The organism is Methylobacillus gramineus (assembly GCF_020532675.1).
Lineage (GTDB): Bacteria > Pseudomonadota > Gammaproteobacteria > Burkholderiales > Methylophilaceae > Methylobacillus > Methylobacillus gramineus.
This window is the reverse complement of the sequence record NZ_JAJAVE010000003.1, coordinates 651,117-672,480: the sequence shown is the minus strand read 5'-3', so window position 1 is coordinate 672,480 and position 21,364 is coordinate 651,117. Positions and strand designations below refer to the sequence as shown.

General features: G+C 52.1%; 23 protein-coding genes. 9 read left to right on the top strand and 14 right to left on the bottom strand.

Going from position 1 to position 21,364, the window contains the following annotated elements; translation table 11 throughout:
- Position 1: 1 nt before the first annotated feature.
- The 3 genes from cgtA to rplU form a co-directional block, all read right to left on the bottom strand.
- Positions 2–1,042: an Obg family GTPase CgtA gene (gene cgtA / locus LG201_RS13670; protein ID WP_226772757.1), complete on the bottom strand. Its 1,041-nt coding sequence runs from the start codon at positions 1,040–1,042 to the stop codon at positions 2–4.
- Between the two features lie 110 nt (positions 1,043–1,152).
- Positions 1,153–1,410, bottom strand: a complete 258-nt coding sequence (rpmA, locus tag LG201_RS13665; protein WP_226772756.1) for a 50S ribosomal protein L27 — start codon at positions 1,408–1,410, stop codon at positions 1,153–1,155.
- Positions 1,411–1,422: 12 nt separating this feature from the next.
- Entirely contained in the window at positions 1,423–1,737 is a 315-nt protein-coding gene (gene rplU / locus LG201_RS13660; protein ID WP_226772755.1) for a 50S ribosomal protein L21, read from the bottom strand.
- Between the two features lie 231 nt (positions 1,738–1,968).
- On the opposite strand from rplU, the gene LG201_RS13655 reads away from it, so the two are divergent.
- The gene (locus tag LG201_RS13655) at positions 1,969–2,898 is read left to right on the top strand and encodes a polyprenyl synthetase family protein (protein ID WP_226772754.1); all 930 of its coding nucleotides are present in this window, start codon (positions 1,969–1,971) and stop codon (positions 2,896–2,898) included.
- Positions 2,899–2,959: 61 nt separating this feature from the next.
- Here the strand turns inward: LG201_RS13655 and LG201_RS13650 are convergent, their stop codons facing one another.
- The 4 genes from LG201_RS13650 to LG201_RS13635 form a co-directional block, all read right to left on the bottom strand.
- The gene (locus LG201_RS13650; protein WP_226772753.1) at positions 2,960–4,735 is read right to left on the bottom strand and encodes a TolC family protein; all 1,776 of its coding nucleotides are present in this window, start codon (positions 4,733–4,735) and stop codon (positions 2,960–2,962) included.
- Entirely contained in the window at positions 4,735–6,036 is a 1,302-nt protein-coding gene (locus tag LG201_RS13645) for an HlyD family secretion protein (RefSeq protein ID WP_226772752.1), read from the bottom strand. Before LG201_RS13645 ends, LG201_RS13650 begins: the two co-directional genes overlap by 1 nt.
- Complete coding sequence (locus tag LG201_RS13640; protein WP_226772751.1) at positions 6,026–7,678, bottom strand: ATP-binding cassette domain-containing protein; 1,653 nt, start codon at positions 7,676–7,678, stop codon at positions 6,026–6,028. Before LG201_RS13640 ends, LG201_RS13645 begins: the two co-directional genes overlap by 11 nt.
- Positions 7,679–7,792: 114 nt before the next feature.
- Positions 7,793–8,113, bottom strand: a complete 321-nt coding sequence (locus tag LG201_RS13635) for a hypothetical protein (protein ID WP_226772750.1) — start codon at positions 8,111–8,113, stop codon at positions 7,793–7,795.
- Between the two features lie 147 nt (positions 8,114–8,260).
- Between LG201_RS13635 and LG201_RS13630 the strand changes: the two genes are divergently transcribed.
- Genes LG201_RS13630 through LG201_RS13615 form a run of 4 tightly spaced genes read left to right on the top strand, consistent with a single transcriptional unit; the run spans position 8,261 to position 10,747 of the window.
- The gene (locus LG201_RS13630) at positions 8,261–9,133 is read left to right on the top strand and encodes a prepilin peptidase (protein WP_226772749.1); all 873 of its coding nucleotides are present in this window, start codon (positions 8,261–8,263) and stop codon (positions 9,131–9,133) included.
- Position 9,134: 1 nt separating this feature from the next.
- A complete protein-coding gene (coaE, locus tag LG201_RS13625; protein ID WP_226772748.1) occupies positions 9,135–9,743 on the top strand; it encodes a dephospho-CoA kinase in 609 nt (202 codons plus the stop codon).
- A gap of 54 nt (positions 9,744–9,797) precedes the next feature.
- Positions 9,798–10,556, top strand: coding sequence for a cell division protein ZapD (gene zapD, locus LG201_RS13620; RefSeq protein WP_226772747.1), 759 nt, complete (start codon positions 9,798–9,800; stop codon positions 10,554–10,556).
- Positions 10,544–10,747 (top strand): DNA gyrase inhibitor YacG, encoded by a 204-nt coding sequence (locus LG201_RS13615; RefSeq protein ID WP_404809746.1) that lies wholly within the window; start codon positions 10,544–10,546, stop codon positions 10,745–10,747. The genes zapD and LG201_RS13615 overlap by 13 nt, the downstream gene beginning before the upstream one ends.
- Positions 10,748–10,765: 18 nt before the next feature.
- On the opposite strand, the gene LG201_RS13610 is transcribed toward LG201_RS13615, so the two are convergent.
- The 7 genes from LG201_RS13610 to LG201_RS13580 form a co-directional block, all read right to left on the bottom strand.
- Positions 10,766–11,185, bottom strand: a complete 420-nt coding sequence (locus tag LG201_RS13610) for a hypothetical protein (protein ID WP_226772746.1) — start codon at positions 11,183–11,185, stop codon at positions 10,766–10,768.
- A gap of 5 nt (positions 11,186–11,190) precedes the next feature.
- Positions 11,191–12,126 (bottom strand): Nudix family hydrolase, encoded by a 936-nt coding sequence (locus LG201_RS13605; protein WP_226772745.1) that lies wholly within the window; start codon positions 12,124–12,126, stop codon positions 11,191–11,193.
- Positions 12,123–12,998 (bottom strand): ATP-binding protein, encoded by an 876-nt coding sequence (locus tag LG201_RS13600; RefSeq protein ID WP_226772744.1) that lies wholly within the window; start codon positions 12,996–12,998, stop codon positions 12,123–12,125. The genes LG201_RS13605 and LG201_RS13600 overlap by 4 nt, the downstream gene beginning before the upstream one ends.
- Positions 12,999–13,023: 25 nt before the next feature.
- A complete protein-coding gene (argJ, locus tag LG201_RS13595; RefSeq protein ID WP_226772743.1) occupies positions 13,024–14,253 on the bottom strand; it encodes a bifunctional glutamate N-acetyltransferase/amino-acid acetyltransferase ArgJ in 1,230 nt (409 codons plus the stop codon).
- A gap of 226 nt (positions 14,254–14,479) precedes the next feature.
- Positions 14,480–14,656, bottom strand: a complete 177-nt coding sequence (locus LG201_RS13590; protein WP_226772742.1) for a DUF1289 domain-containing protein — start codon at positions 14,654–14,656, stop codon at positions 14,480–14,482.
- A 12-nt stretch (positions 14,657–14,668) separates the two neighbouring features.
- Positions 14,669–17,398: a preprotein translocase subunit SecA gene (gene secA, locus LG201_RS13585; protein WP_226772741.1), complete on the bottom strand. Its 2,730-nt coding sequence runs from the start codon at positions 17,396–17,398 to the stop codon at positions 14,669–14,671.
- Positions 17,399–17,501: 103 nt separating this feature from the next.
- A complete protein-coding gene (locus LG201_RS13580) occupies positions 17,502–18,386 on the bottom strand; it encodes a M23 family metallopeptidase (protein ID WP_226772740.1) in 885 nt (294 codons plus the stop codon).
- Here LG201_RS13580 and LG201_RS13575 point away from each other — a divergent pair.
- Genes LG201_RS13575 through LG201_RS13560 form a run of 4 tightly spaced genes read left to right on the top strand, consistent with a single transcriptional unit; the run spans position 18,376 to position 21,232 of the window.
- Complete coding sequence (locus LG201_RS13575) at positions 18,376–18,828, top strand: DciA family protein (RefSeq protein WP_226772739.1); 453 nt, start codon at positions 18,376–18,378, stop codon at positions 18,826–18,828. The genes LG201_RS13580 and LG201_RS13575 overlap by 11 nt on opposite strands.
- A gap of 48 nt (positions 18,829–18,876) precedes the next feature.
- Positions 18,877–19,668 carry a sulfite exporter TauE/SafE family protein gene (locus tag LG201_RS13570; RefSeq protein WP_226772738.1) on the top strand — a complete coding sequence of 264 codons (792 nt, stop codon included), beginning with the start codon at positions 18,877–18,879 and terminating at the stop codon, positions 19,666–19,668.
- Positions 19,665–20,420: an ABC transporter ATP-binding protein gene (locus tag LG201_RS13565; RefSeq protein WP_226772737.1), complete on the top strand. Its 756-nt coding sequence runs from the start codon at positions 19,665–19,667 to the stop codon at positions 20,418–20,420. Before LG201_RS13570 ends, LG201_RS13565 begins: the two co-directional genes overlap by 4 nt.
- On the top strand, positions 20,420–21,232 hold the full coding sequence (locus tag LG201_RS13560; protein ID WP_226772736.1) for an ABC transporter permease: 813 nt from the start codon (positions 20,420–20,422) through the stop codon (positions 21,230–21,232). Before LG201_RS13565 ends, LG201_RS13560 begins: the two co-directional genes overlap by 1 nt.
- The last annotated feature ends 132 nt before the right edge of the window (positions 21,233–21,364 follow it).

The window sequence follows — 21,364 nt, the reverse complement described above, 5'->3', positions numbered from 1 at the left end:
ACTACACCACAGGAGTATCGGAAGCCGTATCATCTTGGCGATTGGTTTCTATATGCTCCATGATGGCATACGTCAATTCACGACAGCCTGTGCCAGTTAAGGCAGAAATGGCAAAACAGCGCCCCTCCCAACCCAGTTCCCGCACAAATTCAGCCACACGCTCCTGACTGTCCGGCAGCATGTCCACCTTATTCAGGACCAGCCAGCGCGGCTTGTTATACAGCTCTTCGTCATACTTATTCAGCTCTTCGACAATCGCACGTGCTTCACGCACAGGATCCACCGCCTCATCAAACGGTGCTAGATCCACCAAATGCAGCAATAAATGGGTACGTGCAAGATGGCGCAGGAACTGGTGTCCCAAGCCAGCGCCCTCAGCGGCACCTTCAATCAAGCCAGGTACGTCGGCAATGACAAAACTGCGATTGGTATCAACGCGCACCACACCGAGGTTAGGATGCAAGGTAGTAAATGGATAATCAGCGACTTTAGGCTTGGCGGCAGACACCGAACGGATAAATGTCGATTTACCAGCATTCGGCATACCGAGCAGACCGACATCAGCCAGCACTTTCAGCTCGAGGTAAAGCTCAAACTCCTCACCCTGTTCACCCTTGGTACATTGCCGTGGCGAACGATTGATACTGGACTTAAAGTGGATATTGCCCAGACCGCCATTACCACCCTTGGCGACCATCACACGCTGGTCATGCTGAGCCAGATCAACCAACACCTGTCCTGTTGCCTTATCACTGATGACAGTCCCTACAGGCACGCGCAACACCATATCATCACCGCCAGCGCCATACTGATCAGAACCACGCCCATTCCCGCCACGCTTGGCACGGAATAGGCGCGTATAGCGGTAATCAACCAAGGTGTTGATATTGCGATCAGCGATCATGAAGATAGAACCGCCCTTACCACCATCACCGCCATTCGGGCCGCCCATAGGCTCATACTTTTCACGACGGAATGTGGCCACGCCGTTTCCGCCATCGCCGGCATAGACCTTGATGGTTGCTTCGTCTATAAACTTCATGATGAACTGCCTAGATTAAGTATCGAAAGAATTTGCATCTTCAGCATAATACCGCCTGAAATAAAAAAGCCCTATCGGATCGATAGGGCTTTTCCTGAATCGCTTAAAACTTAAGCTGGAATAATGCTAACCAGCTTGCGACGCAGTGCACCTTTTATAGAAAAAGCCACTTTGCCGTCAACCTTGGCAAACAAGGTGTGATCCTTACCAATACCAACATTTTCGCCTGGGTGCATACGTGTACCACGCTGACGAACAATGATGCTACCAGCTGAAACTAACTGCTCACCGAAAGCCTTAACACCAAGTCGCTGAGCATGTGAGTCGCGACCGTTACGGGAACTACCGCCTGCTTTTTTATGTGCCATTTATATTACCCCTTACTTAGCAGCAATCTTTTCGATCTGGATTTCAGTAAAACTCTGGCGATGGCCTTGAGTCTTACGATAATGCTTACGACGGCGAAACTTGAAAATCATAACCTTATCGCCACGACCGTGTGAAACAACCTTGGCTTGCACGCTTGCGCCTTGCACCAAAGGAGCACCAACAGTGGTGTTCTCACCATCGGAAACCAACAATACCTTGTCGAGAGTGATTTCACTGCCGACGTCACCAACCAACTTCTCTACCTTAAGCTTATCACCAGCGGCTACGCGATATTGTTTGCCACCAGTTTTGATAACTGCATACATGGTTATGCCTCGTTTGCTACGCATTCAAATGAATCGGGCATTATACGGAAATTACTCAGGAAAGCAAATGCAATCTGCCACACCATGCCCAAATGATTCAAACACCAGGCAAACATACCAGCGATGCGGCTCAAAGCGCAGTTTCGCTGATGCCTATGTTAGAATCTGCTGACTTATTTTTGGCAGCCAGACGTGTCCTTAGCTTTTATTCAATCCTGTATCGCAGAAGACATGCAACAAGTCGACGCGGTCATCAGAAAATCATTGCACTCCGATGTAGTCCTGATCAACCAGGTAGCAGATTATATCGTCAATAGCGGCGGCAAAAGACTGCGACCCGCATTGGTCTTGCTTTCAGCCGGTACCTTTGGACATATCGAGCACCGCCACCATGAGCTGGCTGCGGTGATTGAACTCATCCACACCTCCACCCTGCTGCATGATGATGTAGTGGATGAATCTGCCCTGCGCCGAGGAAAAGCTACCGCCAACACACTGTTTGGCAATGCGGCCAGCGTATTGGTCGGCGATTTTGTCTATTCCCGGACTTTCCAGATGATGGTCGCAGTGCGGAACATGCGTGTCATGGAAGTGTTGTCAGAAGCCACCAATACCATTGCAGAAGGTGAAGTGCTGCAACTGTTGAATGTACACGATGCCGATATCACCGACGAGGCCTACCTCAAGGTGATTCATTATAAAACGGCCAAGCTATTTGAGGCCGCGACGCGCCTTGGTGCCATCATCTGCGAAGCCAGCAAAGAAGACGAAGCCGCCATGGCTGAGTATGGAATGCGCTTAGGCACCGCATTCCAGCTAATTGATGATGTACTCGATCTCAGCGGCGATAGCTCGGAAATAGGCAAGAATCTGGGAGATGATCTTGCTGAAGGCAAGCCGACATTGCCATTGCTGTATGCCATGCGCCATGGCACAGAGGCCCAGCGCAACATCATCCGCCACGCGATCGAGCAGGGTGGCCTGGATGAGTTACCCGCCGTGATTGATGCAGTCAAGGCAACTGGCGCATTGGAACACGTACGTGCAGTCGCCAAGGCTGAAGCCGCAACAGGCTGCGAAGCAATTGCCCACCTTCCAGCGTCCATGTACAAGCAAGCCTTGCTGCAGCTTGCCGAGTTTGCTGTTTCCAGAAGCTATTAATCTGCCCAGCCCCAGACCAACACTCCAGCCAGCCCAGTTAATTAAGTAAAACAGCCAAACCTTAAGAGCCAAACTCCACATGGCCATATCCCAGCAGGGTACCGGTGGCATAGGCAATATCAATCAGCGCAGCCTGATAATCCTCAATCGCCCGTATTTCCTTGATCTGCGATTCACCAAGCCGCCCCAGCATCTCTAGCACCTCGGTCATGTTACGCAAACCCTCGTTGAATTGCTTGAGCTCACCGTCGTAATTGACCCCGGCCAGCATCACCTGTTGGCGTGCCGCAAGAATACGTTGCCAGTGCTGCTCTGCCTGGTCCACCACATCATAAATTTCTCGCTTGACCGTTAAGACCTGCAACTCCTTGGTTGAAAGCCGTTGCATGCGCTGCTGCACCGCTTGCTGCAATTGATTGCGGCGCGCCTCATTCGTCATGGGGAGCTCGAAACGCACCCCTACCGACCATTCATTGAAACGATTATCAAACGGACTGTCATACGCTCGAGACAAGCTACTGGTGCCCGCCGACAAGGCACCATAGCTGTAATCCAGGGTAAACAGCGGCAAGGTCTGGTTTTGCAGGTATTCAATCTTGTTGATATCGGCTGCGAGCTTCACTTCCAGTTCCAACAGCTCCAGGCGGCCCTGCATGGCCGAGTCGACCAGCCTGTCCCTGTCAAACTCGTAATTCACCAGAATCGGCTCAGATTGCGGACGAATCAAGGTACTCCCGCCAATGGCATATTGCGGATCATTGAGCAGGAACTGCAATTGACGCTGGCTGAGTTGCAAGCGCGTCTTTGCCATGATCAATGCTTCCACTTTGTCCGAAACCCCAATTTCGGCCCGACTGCCCTCAATGCTCGCGACCAGCCCTTCTTCCACCTTGCGGCGTACCATGTCAAGATTGCGCGCAGCCAGCTCGTATTGCTGATGCCTGACATCCAGCTCAGCCCAGGCCGCATATACATCCCAATACGCCTTGTCTATCAGCGAAACCACGCGTATCGATTGCAAGCGCGTCTTGGCATCTATGGCCTGGCGATCCAGCTCGGCAATGCGGATGCTGGCTTCATTGACCTTGACGCCAGCATTGCGCAACAAAGGCTGGCTGATCGAAAAGCGTGTGGCTCGCCTGTACTCGTCAGTCCCCAGGCTACCTTCCGTCAGCTTGCGCTCGAACGGTGTACTCACTCTCACCATGCCGCCCGTGCGCAACGGAATGGCAATGCCAGCCTCCCCATCCAGATAATCAATCTGCTGTTCGGCCTTGTTCAACTTGACCAGTTGCCCGTCCAGCTGGGCATCCTCGGCCTTGAGCTGCACAATATCTCCGCTGGTCAGTGGCCGGTTCTCGCGGCTGCGGCGCAAGCTGGCATAAATAATATTGTCAAACTTGGCACGCTCGGCACCCAGTGCGCTTTCGGCCATTTGTGGGTCGAACTGCACCACCTTCAGTGAAAGATTGTTCTGTAAGGCCTTGGCACGGACATCCACAATGCTCAGGCCATGCTCAACCCCTCCGGGCAGCAAGTTCTGTGTTGTACGACCCTGGGCCAACACCTCATCAAGGTTGATCTTGAGCTTTTTCGGTGGCGATAATTTGTATTGCTGCTGCGCATCAGCGGCTCCTTCGTCCAGAGTCTGCGCAGGACGTCGGCTTATCGTGTTCAAGTCGAGGCTACCGGGCAGGCTGATATCCGGAGTACGCTCAGTCCCAGTGATGACCGACTCAGCCCAGGCAGGCAACCCAGCCCCGCCTGCCACCAAGCCGAGGCAAACCAATAGCTTGGAGCATGCAATGGAAAATCCTGGCTTTATGCGCTGCACCATCAACTCCGCTGCCCCGGAGTGGCAGGGGGTTGTGGCACGCGCGGCGGGAAACCGTTCAATATCCGCCAGATTTCATAGCCTATCGACACTTCTTCCAGCAATATCCAGCCACGTGCCGAGCCTCCCTGCCTGAGGAATCTTTCAGTAGGCCACTTTTGTACATCCTCATCCGGCACCACCATGACGCGGAACCGCCCGGTACCATCATCGCTAGCATCCACAAATGCCACCTTGCCGCCAAATGTCCCTATCGCCACATTTGGCCAGCCGGAAACCTGCAAGGCAGGCCAGCCATCAAACTCCAGCCTGACCCGCGTGCCTGGGAGAATCAAGGCAGCATTGAGGCCACTGACCATCAACTCCACAGCCTGCTGCCCTGCATCAGGAATGATCACCAACAGCGGCTGACCCTGACTGATCACCTGGGATTGCGAATTGACCGGCACCTGAAATACTGTGCCTGCACGAGGCGCCTTGACCAACTGGGATTCCTGGCGTGAAAGACTGATGTCCAGGGCGGTCAATTCATTTTGCGTGTCGGCCACCTCGGAGCCTATCTTGCTGATCAAGGCATGGCTTGCATCAATATCAGCCTGGGCTTCAGCCTTCACCTGCAACAAGTTGGCCTGCGCAGTTTTTTCTTCTGCACGTGCTGAATCGAGTGCTGCCTTGGCGCTATTGACACTGCGCAATGCCACAGCACGATCCCGCTCGGCCACTTCCACATCTCGCCTGGATACCAGCCCCTCGTCCACCAGACGTTTCATCCTGGTGACCTGAAAATCCGCAGCATCCAGCGTGGCCTGGGACGAGGCCACATTTTCTGTGGACGCCACCACTTTTTGCCTGGCAACATCAAGACCGTACTCTGCAGCATTTCCTCTAGCCTGGCGCACGGCAATCAGATTCTGCAATTGCACCTCATACGCACGGAGTTCATCTTGCTTGGCCTTGAGCTTGACGGCACTGGTTTGCTGCTGTGCCGCCAGCCTCTCCTTGAACCTGGGGTCGACATCACTGATTTCCAGCAATGGGTCACCTGCATTCACGCGTGTACCCTCACGCACAAACCACTGCTTGATGACTCCGCCTACCGGCGCATCCACGCTTTGCCGCCTTTCCAGCGGCGCAAATGCGGTGACTGCTCCCATGGCCTGTACATTCTGTTGCCAGGGCAAGAACAGCATCAGAGTCGGCACGATAAAGCACAACACCACAATGCCAAACAGGATGCGCTTGACCACTGTTGGCGTCGCTGTGTATTTCAGGAACTGCTGGTTATCGATACGGTTATGCAACATGATCAAGCAGTTCCAACGTCAATATATTCTCGAAGTGCTGAGCAATCGCGGCATGGCGCGTCATGATCACGACACTGCATGCAGGCAGATCCAGCAGCAAAGGCAGAGCACGTTGCAGATCTGCATCATCCAGGTAATCCAGCAAGCCATCCACGATCAGGAGGCCTGGTTGGCCAATGATGCCTCTGGCCAGCATCAGGAGATTGATCTGGGTGGTGGAAAACGGAGCACCATTGACGGAAAGCGGTGTATTCAAGCCCTGTGGAAGCCGGTTAATACTGGACATCAAGCCCATCTTAGCCAATAGCTGTGTCACCTGCCCCAGCGTAATGTCATCGCGCCCAATCAGCACATTGTCGATAATGTCACCTTCAATGACCTCCAGCTTGCCAACACATCCGATATGCTTGCGCAGTTGATTCAAGTTGAATTGATCAATGGCAATATCATTAAACTCGACATGCCCCTTCACTGGCTGCTTCAAACCCGTGAGCAATGAAGCCAGGGAGGACTTTCCACTACCAGCCACGCCGAGCACAGCAAGACTGCTGCCCGGCTGCAGGGTGAAGCTGATGCCCGACTGCGATGCTGTATGCCGCAGGTAATCATAACCAAGATTAACCGCACTCAATTTGATAGGCCTTTGCACCTCAATCTCGCGTGTCGGTATTTTCTCCTGTGGCAGATCCTGGATATAACCAATCTTGTCCAGGCTGGCGAGCAGGTCGTAATAGTATTCCAGCTGACCAATGAAGCGCAGAAATGAAGCCAGCACCGCAAAAATGATCAGCTCCGCTGCAACGAACTGCCCCAAATTGATCTGCCCCTGGATGACCAGGGTCCCACCCAGGGCCAGCATGGCGGTGCCACCCAGTGCATAGATCAGCACGCCGCCCAGGTATTGCTTGATCAGGATACGGAAATGCGCACTGCGCTTTTTCAGGTATTCAGCAGCCAGCTGGTCTGTGCGCTCTTGCGCAAGGCTGACTCCAGAAGAAAACTTAAAGGTATTAAGGTTGCGCGCAATCGTCTCGAGCCAGGCTGCCAGCTCAAACTTGGCATGGGACTCCGCGATTGCCGTCAGTGAGGCCTTGCGCCCAATGACATAGACAATCACCAGGATGATCAGCATGACCAGGGCTACCACCACCGCGAAATAGACGCTGTAGAAGACCAGGATGATGCTACCGACCACGCCTTGCAGGATGGTGGCCACCCCGATGGTCAACAATGTGGCCACCGACTTTTGTACTGAGGTCACCTCAAAAAAGCGGTTGACCAGCTCCTGCAGGTCATCGGCTACATCGTATCTTGCCCCCTGTGTCTTACTGGCTGCCTCGGTGGCAATCCGGCAAAAGATACGCCGCTGTATGAGTTCGACAATAAAAATTTCCAGCACATAAAACAGACCCGCAAGAAACAGGAAGATGAACAGCATGAAGGAGATGATGAGGAGTGGCTTCATCAAGCTGCCCATGGTGACCGTATTGATCAAAGCCTGGACGGAAATGGGGATAGCCAGGTTGATAAAACCAACCGCGCCCATCAAGAGAATAACCAGCAATATATCTTTGCGCTCCAGACTAAGGAGATTAATCAACCTTTGTCTTGGTGGCATTTTATGACCCGCGTTATTGTTCATTTTTACTCATTAATTAAGCCCAGAAAACCGACAGCAGCTCAACAAGTTTAGTTCCAGAAATAATGAACAATGCCAGCATGAAAAAGCCCTGCAAGCAGGGCTTTTTGCATACGCTTAATTCAGTGTTATAAGATCTCCGCTATCAGCCCGATAATAGCTTAAGTGAGCACAGAGACTGGTTGCCGGTGTCAAAGCTCCGTCAAATAAAGACTCACCGTCCACATCCACCATGGCATAACCATTATGATATAGCGTCACCTCCGCCTGCCGCAGACCATGCCTCATGGCAAAACTCATGTAAGTCTCATCCTCGGACTCATCATAAAGTTCCCAGTTTGAATTGCCTGTCAATTGTTCCAACCAACCCGACAAATCTACTTCTACACGGCAAACAACGGGAGCATCCCATGCTGCTTGAGTTCCAGTCTCTATCATTTGCGTTTCCTTTCAGGTTAGTGATCACTCAACGCTTAGTTGGCGGCGGTTTTCCTTATTTCAAGGATAGATGGCAAGTTTCATAGATGCGGTTGCCATACTGATATAACGGTGGGATGATGCGAAAAGTTTACTCATAACGACCCTATGCCCGATTTTATTTTTGAATTCCTTAATCTCCTGCGCGAAAATCCACCTTTCTTTATCGGCTTTTCCGTCTTGCTGGGATTACTTGTTGGCAGTTTTCTTAACGTCGTGATTCATAGACTGCCACGCATGATGGAAATGGAGTGGCATAGAAACTGCGCAGAATTACAGGGTATAAGTACAGAAAATTCGCCCGCCTACAATCTGGTCAAACCACGTTCAGCTTGTCCGCATTGCAAACATCCAATCACGGCCCTAGAGAACATACCCGTCATCAGCTATCTGTTTCTGGGTGGTAAATGCCGTGGATGCAAAACTCACATCAGCCTGCGTTATCCATTGGTAGAGGCTGCCACGGGCATTCTGACAGGCTTGGTGAGTTGGCATTTCGGCTACTCAGGCATGGCAGTAGCCGCCTGGATATTCATCTTCGCACTGATTGCACTCACCTTTATCGACCTGGATACACAATTACTTCCAGACGATATTACCTTGCCTTTACTGTGGCTGGGCTTGCTCTACAACCTCAATACCGGGTTTACCGACCTGGAATCTGCCGTAGTAGGTGCAGCAGCAGGCTATCTCACGCTCTGGTCAGTCTATTGGCTGTTCAAACTGGTCACGGGCAAGGAGGGCATGGGATATGGAGATTTCAAATTACTGGCAGCACTGGGCGCCTGGTTTGGCTGGCAGCTACTGCCTGCCGTCATTTTATTATCATCCCTCGCAGGCTCTATAATAGGCATAATCCTTATCGTGTCTGCCAGACAAGGCCGCGGCAAGCCTATGCCTTTTGGGCCTTATCTCGCACTGGGTGGAATCGCTGCCCTGTTTTTCGGCAATCAATTGTCGCAACTGTATTTAGGAACCTGATATGTATGTTGTTGGACTGACTGGCGGTATTGGCGCAGGCAAAAGTGAAGCTGCAAAAATGTTTGCCAACATTGGGGTACCCGTCGTGGATGTGGATGTCATTTCCCGCAACCTGACTTCTGCCGGCAAACCATTGGTGGCCAAGATAGCTGAAGCCTTTGGCCAGGAATATGTCACCGCTGATGGCGCCATGGACAGGGCAAAGATTCGTGATCGTATTTTCTCCAGCGATGCAGACCGCAGGCTGCTGGAATCCATACTCCATCCAGCGATTCACACAGAGGCTCTACGTGAACTGGATAGCTATAACAATGCGCCATACCAGATTCTGGCCATCCCCTTGTTTTTTGAGTCCAATCGTTATGAAGGCATCGTCAACCGTACCTTGCTGATCGATTGTACCGAAGACAAGCAAATCAGTCGGGTTGCTGATCGCAATGGGTTCTCGGAGAAAATGGTACGTTCGATTATTGCCACTCAGGCCTCCAGAAGCTTCCGGCGCGCCCTTGCCAATGACATTATTGACAACAATGGCACACTGGATGAATTGCAAGCCAATATTCTGCAAATACATGAAAAATTCATTCAGGCTTGCATAGTTAGCGAATAAATCTCATAATCCACCACAACTTCATTACCCTAGTTGCTCAGCCCCGAGAAGCCCGTGCCCAGCTACGATTACCCTTTCAACGAACGTATCCGTACCATGCTGCGCCTGGAAGACCTGTTTATCAAGGTCTTGCATAATATTGAAGGGGAACATGAGTTCAACCATCACTGTGCGCTACTCTCGATTTTCCAGATTCTGGACGTGATTGAACGCGCTGAGCTAAAGGTGGACCTGCTACAAGAGTTAGACCGACAGAAGATTGTCATGAACAACTTGCGCGGCAATCCTTCGATTGAAGAGCAAGTCCTCAATGACCTGGTCAACGATATCGAATCAGCCGCAAAACCATTACGCGGCACGCCTGGAAAACTGGGGCAAACGCTACGCGATAATGAATGGCTCATGAGCATCAAGCAGCGTTCAGCGATCCCTGGTGGCGTATGCGAATTTGACTTACCGTCATATCACTACTGGCTGGGCCTCAGCGAAACACGCAGACAGACAGACCTCAGCTTCTGGTTAAGCCCCCTCATGCCGCTATACGATGCCATACGCATCATCCTGCATATCCTGAGAGGCAGTGGAGCCACCACTTCATTAACAGCCATTCACGGCGCTTACCAGCAAATGCTGGGGGGTGCTAAGCCTGCCCAGATGCTGCGCGTGGAGATTCATGATGACCTGCCGTGCTTTCCTGAAGTCAGCGCCAACAAATATGCTATCAATATTCGATTCAACAGTCTGGACAACGCGCAAAGACCTCGTCCTTGCGACTCAGACATCAACTTCTCACTGACGCTGTGCAACCTGTAAACACTTCCGAAAAAAAACGCCTGGTTTCCTGTCCACAATGTGGCGAATTGTCCGAGTTCTCAAGCAGTAACGAGTATCGCCCATTCTGTTCCAAACGTTGCCGCTTGATAGACCTGGGACAATGGGCAAGCGAAAGCTATCGCATTCCAGATACAGCAAAACCAGGCACTTCACTGGATGATGAAGAGTAAGCTACGCCAAGCAGTGATTTAATCGCCAGCAGTAAACGGCAACTGATAACGACGTTTACCTGCACCAGTATCCATTTCAATATTCATCACCCAATCACTGCTCCCACTCACACATACTGGCAATGTGACCTTTGCCAGCCAATCACCATTCTGCTGGCGCAAGAATCTGTACTGGTTTAATCCCATCTGCATCTCGCGCATATCAAACCTGGCACGCACTGACTGAGCATCTTGAGCCTTGAGCCTTAGCTCAAATACCTGCATGACCTTAGGCATCTGGTCAGACTGAACCGAGACCTCAGCATTGCCACAGCCGTTTACAAGATCAGCACATGGCAACAGCTCTGGCAAAGCCTCCTGAGGCTGCTTAAACCACCACCAGGCAACAACGCCGGACACACCAAAAAGCAACAATAGGATGACCCAAAAACGTTGCACACGCATCACACTGACCACACCGCACGTTGCATAGCCAGGCCATGGGCACCGTGGCTCCATGCCTGCTCCAGGTCCGACAACTGCATGCCTCCCAGTGCGTATACAGGCAATGAATTACCGCTCACTTCGTGGGCAAAACCTTCCCAGCCTAGAATAGCGGCACCAGGATGACTCAAGGTGTTCTGTACTGGTGAAAGCACGGCAAAATCCAGTTCCAGCTGCCCAGCTTTTTCCAGGTCTTTCTGTTGATGGCATGAGGCAGCGCACAGCAAGCCTGCGGGCTTAGCTTCCAGTGCCCACAGGCGCTCTGATGCCAAGTGCACGCCATGCGTGCCCAATTGCTTGGCCATATCGACGCTGCCATTCAGCAATATACGCGCCTGATAAGATGCACACTTTTCCAGCACCTGACTGACAAATTGCTCCAGTGCACCCTGATCGAGGTGTTTTTCACGTACCTGGATCAAACCTAAGCCATTGTCTAAGGCATGTTGCAACCCAACGAAAAACCTGGCCTCCCCCAGCGCCTGCAAATTGGTGATCGCATAGACCGATGGTAGATTCAATGCTGCCAATATTGGCTCATTCGCAGGCAACATGGGCCCCACCGACAAGCCCGCAGGCGACTGCCAGCTGAGCGATTGCCCCTCACAACCCTGGGGTTCGTTGCGCCACTCACGCACCATGAAAAAATGTAGCCTGACATGGCGATCAGGGTATTCAAAACTACGGGTAAGCCAAGGATAGGCCTGCGTTACCTCTATCCCCAGCTCCTCCTGCAATTCGCGTTTCAAAGCATGTAACGGTGTTTCACCCACCTCTATCTTGCCACCAGGAAACTCCCACCAACCAGCCCACGGCTTGCCTGCAGGCCTTTCTGCCAACAACACCTGTCCATCATCACGCTGTAAAACAGCCACGGCTGCATCTACCACCTTCATGATGTTAATTTCCCGGCGAGGGCAGCACGTCCAATATAGTCGCGTGAAAACTGGTACGCGACCCGACCACTGCGTGCACCGCGGGTATGCGAGAACAACAGGGCAGCTGCGCGAATATCCTCATTCAGCTCGTTGACACCTGCATGTTGCAGCCATTGCTGCACCACTGCCAGGTATTCGTCCTGACTAAACGAGTAAAATGACAGCCATAGACCAAAACGCTCAGATAAAGACACTTTTTCTTCAGTCGTATCTCCTGGCCGGATCTCATCCCCATCGTGCTGCACTTGCAGGTTCTCAGACATAAACTCAGGCATCAGGTGACGACGATTCGACGTGGCATACACCACCACATTGTCTGAAGTCGTGGCAATCGAACCATCCAGCACTACTTTGAGGGCCTTGTATCCAGGCTCACTGGACTCAAACGAAAGATCATCACAAAACACAATAAAGCGTTCTTTACGATCCCGGAGCAAGCTCACGATCTCTGGCAAAGCGACCAAGTCCTGCTTGTCCACTTCCACCAGGCGTAAGCCTTGCGCTGCAAACCGGCTTAACACGGCTTTGACCAGCGAAGACTTCCCCGTGCCCCTGGCCCCGGTCAGCAAGACATTATTGGCGGGATATCCATGCACAAACTGTTCAGTATTGCGCACAATCTCAGCTTTTTGCTCATCCACGTTACGGATATCGTCCAGCTGGATATGATGTGGATGGGGCACCGCCTGCAGAAAACCACGACCATTCACATGTTGCCAGCGCCAGGCAATAGCCGACCAGTCAGGCTCGGTCACGGGAGGAGGTAAAAAACTTTCCAGCCTGGCCAGCACACGCTCGGCCCGCTCGATTAATTGCTCAAAGTCCGCCATCTGTTACTCAATATCCTGTGTGAGATTAGCTGCGATAATCTGCATTGATACGAACATAGTCATAGGAAAAATCACAGGTCCAGACTGTCGCACTTGCCTGGCCCCGATTCAGCACCACGCGCACAGTAATCTCGGATTCCTTCATCACAGCGGCACCTAACTCCTCGACATAGCTGACTGCCCGCCCGCCATGCTCAGCCACCAGTACATCTCCCAAATATAATTGCATGCTGTTGACATCAAGGTCATCCACGCCTGCGTAGCCAATGGCGGCAAGAATACGTCCCAGATTAGGATCAGAAGCAAAGAAGGCTGTCTTGATCAATGGTGAATGGGCAATGGCATAGGCCACCTGACGGCATTCATCCTCATCGCGACCAGCTTCCACTTGTATGGTCATGAACTTGGTGGCACCTTCACCATCTCGTACAATCGCTTGTGCCAGCTCTACTGCCACGTCAGTCATGGCATCGCGTAATGTCAGGTAATCAGCACTGGTAGTGTCCGTAATTTCGCTGTTACCTGCCTTGCCAGTCGCAACCAGGATCAGGGAATCATTGGTCGATGTATCGCCATCTACGGTAATACAGTTGAATGAGCGATTCACCGCATGATCAATCAATGCCTGCAATGCAGCCTGGCTGATGGCGGCATCGGTAGCAATATAGCCTAGCATGGTCGCCATATTGGGATGGATCATGCCCGAGCCCTTGGAAATACCAGTGATGGTGACCTGCTTGCCGTCCAGCGTGATTTGGCGCGAAGTGCCCTTGGAGACAATATCCGTTGTCATAATCGCTTCCGCCGCATCAAACCAGTGGCTCTCTTGCAAGTCAGCCACACATTGCGGCAAACCGGCAATCAAGCGATCGATCGGCAATTGCTCGAGAATGACACCTGTAGAGAAAGGCAGCACTTGCGCGGGCTTGATCTGCAACAAATCTGCCAAGGCGTCACAGGTAGCACGCGCATTCTGCATGCCCTGATCACCCGTACCTGCGTTGGCATTACCTGTATTGACCACCAATGCCCGTATGCCATCAGGCTGGGCCAGATGCTCCTTGCACAAGGTGACGGGAGCAGCACAGAAACGATTTTTTGTGAATACACCCGCCACACGACTACCCTCCGCCAGCAACATCACCAGCATGTCCTTGCGGTCAGGTTTACGGATACGGGCTTTGGCAATACCGAGCTTGAGACCTGGTACAGCTAGAAGAGATTGCGCTTCAGGCGCGACTAGATTGACTGGCATGATAGGCTTGAGAATGACAAAAGATTGATTCTACCGTATTCAGCAGGGGTTTGATGTCCGCCGAACAGTCTTTCCTTGGTCGAAATACGCCAACCAAAGCCTAAAATATCCATTCGATATCCTGGGGATGATCATATTTATCAGTAACACTGATCAATCCCACACGGCCTTGCCCAAATGCAAAAAAGCCGGGAATTCCCGGCTTTTTTATTCTGACTCCATGAATCTAGCTCAATAGGGCGGCTTCCCGCTCTGTGACTTTATCCAGCACTTGCTGGCGCTCACCATTCTCCATGGTGCGCCATGCTCGAATTTCATCAATGGTACGGAAACATCCCTCACAAAAGCCGTGCTCATCGCCAATCACACAAACACCGACGCAAGGAGAAGCCACCACAGTCATTGCCTGTTCCATTTAGCTGAGCTTGCCGTGGCACTGTTTATATTTCTTGCCAGAGCCACAAGGGCATGGATCGTTGCGGCCCACCTTGTTGCTGTCACGTTCGAACGGTCGGATTGCCAAATCATTATCTTCAGCACTATCCCCGGCCTCACTCTCTAAAGCCTCGCCATAGCTAGCATGCTGATATTGCACATTTTCGAGTTCAATCGGTTTTTCAACCGCCTCAACATCCGCCTCGCTCTGCACCTTGACCAGCATAGTCACCTGCGTCACTTCACGCTTGACGGTATCCAGCAAGTTGGAGAACAGAGTAAATGCTTCACGCTTATATTCCTGCTTGGGATTCTTCTGCGCATAAGAGCGCAGGTGTATGCCTTGACGCAAGTGATCCAGCGCCGCGAGATGTTCGCGCCAGTGATTATCCAGGCTTTGCAGCATCACAGCACGTTCGAACTGACGGATTACACTGGGTGAAGCCTGGTCTTCTTTGGCCTTGTAAGCGGCATCAGCGGCATCCTTAATATGCTCACGCACAGTTTCTTCATGCAGATTAGGATTATCTTCCAGCATTTTCTGCAACGGAATTTCCAGACCAAGCTCAGCCTGCAACGCCTTCTCAAGGCCAGAGACATCCCATTGCTCTTCCAGACTTTGCGGCGGGATATAGGTGGTCACGGTATCCTGGATCACATCGGCGCGCATCACGGCGATGGTTTCACCCACATCTGCCGCCTCAAGCAAATCATTACGCTGTTGATAGATCACCTTACGCTGGTCATTGGACACATCATCGTATTCCAGTAGTTGCTTGCGGATATCGAAGTTACGACCTTCCACCTTGCGCTGTGCATTCTCAATGGCACGCGTCACCCATGGGTGCTCAATCGCTTCACCTTCAGGCATTTTGAGACGTTCCATGATGGCAGATACACGGTCGGAGGCAAAAATACGCAGCAACTGATCTTCCAGCGACAAATAGAAACGACTGGAACCAGGATCACCCTGACGACCAGCACGCCCACGCAACTGGTTATCTACACGGCGAGATTCATGCCGCTCAGTACCAATGATATGCAAGCCTCCTGCCGCAAGCACAGCATCATGCTGCACTTGCCATTCAGATTTGATCGTGGCGATTTTTGCAGCCTTGTCAGCATCCGATAGCGCTTCATCCTGCTCAACCGCCGCAATCTCAGGTTCTGGATTGCCTCCGAGCACAATGTCTGTACCACGACCCGCCATATTGGTGGCAATGGTAATTACGCCCGGGCGACCCGCCTGCACAATGATATGCGCTTCACGTTCATGCTGCTTGGCGTTCAATACCTGATGCTGAAGGTTAGCCTGATCCAGCAAGGTGGAAATCAGCTCGGAGTTCTCAATGGAGGTGGTCCCCACCAACACTGGCTGACCACGCTTCTGGCATTCTTTGATGTCCTCAACCACCGCCGCATATTTTTCCTTGGCAGTCCGGTAGACCTTATCCATCTGGTCTTTACGTTGCAGACTGCGATGAGGAGGAATGACGACAGTTTCAAGATTGTAAATCTGGTTGAATTCATAGGCTTCAGTATCGGCAGTCCCGGTCATCCCAGACAGCTTGCCGTACATACGGAAGAAGTTCTGGAAAGTGATGGAAGCCAGCGTCTGGTTTTCCTTCTGGATCGTGACCCCTTCCTTGGCTTCAACTGCCTGATGCAAGCCATCAGACCAGCGACGACCTGCCATCATACGGCCAGTGAATTCATCCACAATGACGATTTCACCATCGCGCACGACATAGTGCTGGTCACGGTGATACAACGCCTGCGCACGCAGGGAAGCATACATATGATGCACCAGGCTGATGTTGGCTGCGTCATACAGGCTACCACCCTCTGGCAGCAGGCCAGCCTCTGCCAACAAAGCTTCAGCATGCTCATGGCCCTGCTCTGAAAGTAATACCTGGTGCGATTTCTCATCCACCCAGAAATCGCCTTCACCCTCCTCCTCGGTCTGGCGCACCAGGTTGGCTGCGATGCCATTCATCTGCAGATAGAGATCTACACTATCATCCGCCTGACCAGAGATAATCAATGGGGTACGGGCTTCATCAATCAGGATGGAGTCAACTTCATCCACCAGCGCATAATTAAGACTGCGTTGCACACGCTCCTCTGCGGTAAACACCATGTTGTCGCGCAGATAGTCAAAACCGAATTCGTTATTGGTGCCATAAGTGATATCAGCGGCATAGGCCTGCTGCTTTTCATCATGTGGCATCTGGGAAAGATTGATGCCTACTGTCAGGCCCAGGAAGTTATACAGACGGGACATCCATTCCGCATCGCGGCGCGCCAGGTAATCATTCACCGTCACCACATGCACGCCCTTGCCGCTGATCGCATTCAGATAAGCAGGCAGCGTCGCCACCAAGGTCTTGCCTTCACCGGTGCGCATTTCAGCAATCTTGCCCGCATGCAGCACCATGCCGCCAATCAGCTGCACATCAAAATGGCGCATATTCAATGCACGCCGTCCGCCTTCACGTACGACGGCAAAGGCTTCTGGCAACAGTTTCTCCAGAGTTTCACCCTGCTGGTAACGCTGCTTGAATTCTTCCGTCTTGCCACGCAACTGCTCATCCGTCAGTGCCTGCATGGTACTTTCAAGATCGTTGATGGCACGGACGTTCTGTGCATATTGTTTTACCAGCCGGTCATTACGGCTACCGAAGAATTTTTTGAACAACGCGGATAACATGAAGTGACACCAATTTTCCGCCTACGCGGAAACCTCTAGGTTAGCTTTGATAATGAAACATCTCAGGATAATTACAAAAACTCTTAATAATTCGTTTAAATACTTACTTCATACTCTGCAGATACTTTCGAGGATCAAGTGCAGCCCCGTTCAATCGCACTTCAAAATGCAGATGGGCGCCCGTAGAACGCCCCGTACTGCCAACCCGCGCAATCAACTGACCTCTTTCCACGCGATCTCCGGCTTTAACCAGCAACTCGGAAGCATGCGCATAGCGGGTTTCCAAGCCTGACCCATGGTCAATCTTGACGATTCTACCATAGTCAGATGTTTGCTCAGAAGCCGTTACAATTCCCCCGGCAGAAGCATACACAGGCGTGCCACTCTCCGCTACAAAATCCAAACCCTCATGAAATGCCATTTGCCCTGAAAATGGGTCTACCCGCCAGCCATAGCTGGATGAGTTGTAAGACACATTGGTTGGCATCGTGCTTGGCAAGGTATTGGCCTTGAGCCGTTGCTGCAGCATCAGCGCTTCCAGCATGCTCAACTTGTCACTACGCACATCAATATCCTGCACCAGCTCAGCCAGCTTTTCCTTGAGCTCCTGCTCCGACATGCCATAAGCATCAACTGCCGGACCGCCACGGCCAGGCGGCAGCACATCGGCCTCACTTTCCTTGACGCCTGCAAGCGTGGAGAGGCGGGCGCCCAGTGCATCCAGCCGCATTACCTTGGCCTGTATTTCACCCAGCTGCATGGCCAGGGCATCAATATGTTCCTGCTCGGTCGCCGACACAAATTTCAAGGTAGTTGGCAACAAGGTTTTTACGCCTTGTCCTTGGTGCTCTTGTACGCCATGTGGCACAATAAAAGCCCAGATCAGCGCTGCTGGCACCAGGCTCAAGAATGAAACTGCAAGCAGCAGCAGACTCAAGGACACCGTCTTTGGTCTTGCCATGCTGTTTGAAACAAAAATGATGTTCATTGCTTCCCCTTGGGAGATTGTCGGCATGCTCCGCATTAGCGCACTATTTACTGAAAATGCCGAACTGGCTGCCTTGTCGGAGCAGGCAGAAAAACTGACGCTATCGCAACAACAATGGAACGCTATCGTCCCCGCCCCGCTCAAGCCTTACACCCAGGCAGGTAGCGTCAGCCATAAGCGGTTGACGGTGTATGCCGACAACGGTGCCGTGGCTGCCAAAATCAAATTATTGCTACCCAGCCTGATGGTTGGGCTGCAAAAACAAGGGCTTGAAGTTACTTCAATTCGTGTGGAAGTGCAAGTCAAATCTTCCCCGGCGAAAGCCAGCAAAAAACTGCGCGTGATCAGTCCCGTAGCGGCTGCCAGCCTGGAAAAACTGGCAGGTGAGCTGAAAGGTTCTGCACTCGGCGATGCAATTGCCAGACTGTCACGGCGACGCTGATCCAGCCACCACATTCCTCTGTCATTATGGATTTTTTGTAGCTATCTCATGGAATTTCTACTCTACTTTATTGCAGGTGCCGGAGCTGGCATTCTTTCAGGATTACTAGGTGTAGGCGGCGGTACAGTCATCGTGCCGATACTGGTATTTATCTTCACTGCGCAACACGTCCCTGAACAGCATGTGATGCATATGGCATTGGGCACGTCTCTCGCCACCATCATTCTGACGTCAATCTCCTCAGCCCGCGCTCATCATAAAAAGCAGAATGTGCACTGGGGAGTAGTCAGGCAAATTGCCCCTGGTATTATCATCGGCACCCTCCTCGGCGCATTGCTTGCCGGGCAAATGAATACCACGCTGCTTAAAAGTATATTCGCCGTATTTGTCTTGCTGATCGCTACCCAGATGATCATTAACTTCACTCCGGCCGCCCACCGGCAATTGCCGGGCAAGGCAGGCATCTTGATGATGGGAAGCATGATCGGCGTGATTTCCAGTCTGGTCGGGATAGGCGGCGGCTCAGTGTCTGTACCTTACTTGATCTACTGCAATTTCAATGCCCGGTATGCCATAGGCACCTCTTCCGCGATTGGCATACCAATCGCGATTGCAGGAACTGCAGGGTTCATGCTGGCTGGATATGCAGGCTCTGCGCTTCCTGCTTATAGCATAGGTTATATCTATTTACCGGCATTCCTGGGCATTGCATTGACCAGCATGCTGACCGCCCCGATTGGCGCTTACCTTGCCCATCAACTACCTGTCGCTACCCTCAAGCGACTATTTGCCTTATTGCTTTACATCGTGGGATTGAAAATGCTCTGGAGCCTGTTATGACCACCCCCCTAGTCGCCGACGATCACGTGATTGAGGTGACTGGCCTGTACAAGTACTTTGACCAGGTATGCGCCGTTAACAATCTGAGTTTCAAGGCCAGACGTGGCACTACCACCGCACTGCTAGGCGGTAATGGTGCTGGAAAGACCACAACCATTGCCATGCTGCTGGGCCTGTTGTTACCCACTAGCGGACAGATCAGGATATTGGGTGAAAATATGCTGCAGCATCGTTACCGTCTGCTACATCGCATGAACTTCTCTTCCCCATATGTAGACCTGCCACAACGCCTCACCATCCGGCAAAACCTCACTGTTTATGGTCACCTTTATCGCCTGCCCAAACTCAAACAGCGCATTGAGGAGCTGGCAGAAGCATTGAATTTATCCAAGCTACTGGACAGGAAATACGGCCAACTGTCTGCAGGGCAAAAAACCCGGGTATCCCTGGCCAAAGCCTTATTGAACGAGCCAGAGCTTTTACTGATGGACGAGCCCACCGCATCCCTGGATCCGGATACCGCAGACTCCATCCGCACTTACCTGGAACAGTACCAGCAACGCACCGGCGCCAGCATCCTGCTTGCTTCACACAACATGGCAGAGGTTGAGCGCATGGCCGGCGAAGTAATCATGCTGCGTCAGGGACAAGTGGTGAATAGCGGCTCGCCACAGGACCTGATTGCAGAGTACGGCAGGAACAATCTGGAAGAGGTCTTTATCGACATCGCCCGGCACAAGGAGTCCAACTGATGGCCGTGCAGGACGTGCATTTTTCTGTGCGTCGCATCGGCGCTGTGGCCTTGCGCCATCTGTACCTCATGCAATCCTCATGGCCGCGGGTGGTGGAAATGGTCTACTGGCCCACAGTACAAATGATACTGTGGGGATTTATCACTTTGTTTTTGCAGAACAATAGCAGCTTCATCGCCCAGGCCAGTGGTGTCCTGCTCTCTGGCGTATTGCTTTGGGATGTGCTGTTCCGCGGTCAGCTGGGCATTGCCCTGGTATTCATGGAAGAAATGTGGTCACGTAATTTGGGGCATCTGTTTGTCAGCCCGCTACGCCCCTACGAAATGGTCGCCTCACTTCTGCTCATGAGCCTGATCCGTACACTGATAGGTATAGGTGGTGCCACCCTCATTGCCATTCCGCTGTTCCACTACAATATTTACGATATCGGGCTGCCCCTCATCGCCTTCTTCCTCAACCTCATCATCATGGGCTGGGCCATAGGTCTGATTGTCTCAGGCATTGTCCTGCGCTATGGCATGGGGGCAGAAAGTATTGCCTGGGTCAGCGTGTTTGCCATCCAGCCGCTGTGTGCCATTTACTATCCCGTGGCCATCCTGCCAAGCTGGCTACAACCCATCGCCTGGGCATTGCCAGCCAGCCATGTGTTTGAAGGCATGCGCGAACTACTCTTGCACCACACCCTCAATACTGCCCACATGCAATGGGCAGCCCTACTGAATGTCCTGTACCTTGGAATAGGCATCGCTATATTCCTGGGTTATTTTCATACCGCCAGGAAGAAGGGATTGCTACTGCAGGTAGGTGAGTAAAGTTTCTTCATCACCGTCCTGAATGCACTGTATTACCAGAAGAGGGGAGCGGAGCTTTCAGCGCGTCTTGTAGAACTTCGCTATCGCTCCAACATGATGTGGCATCGCTACGCTCGCACTCATTAGACATCA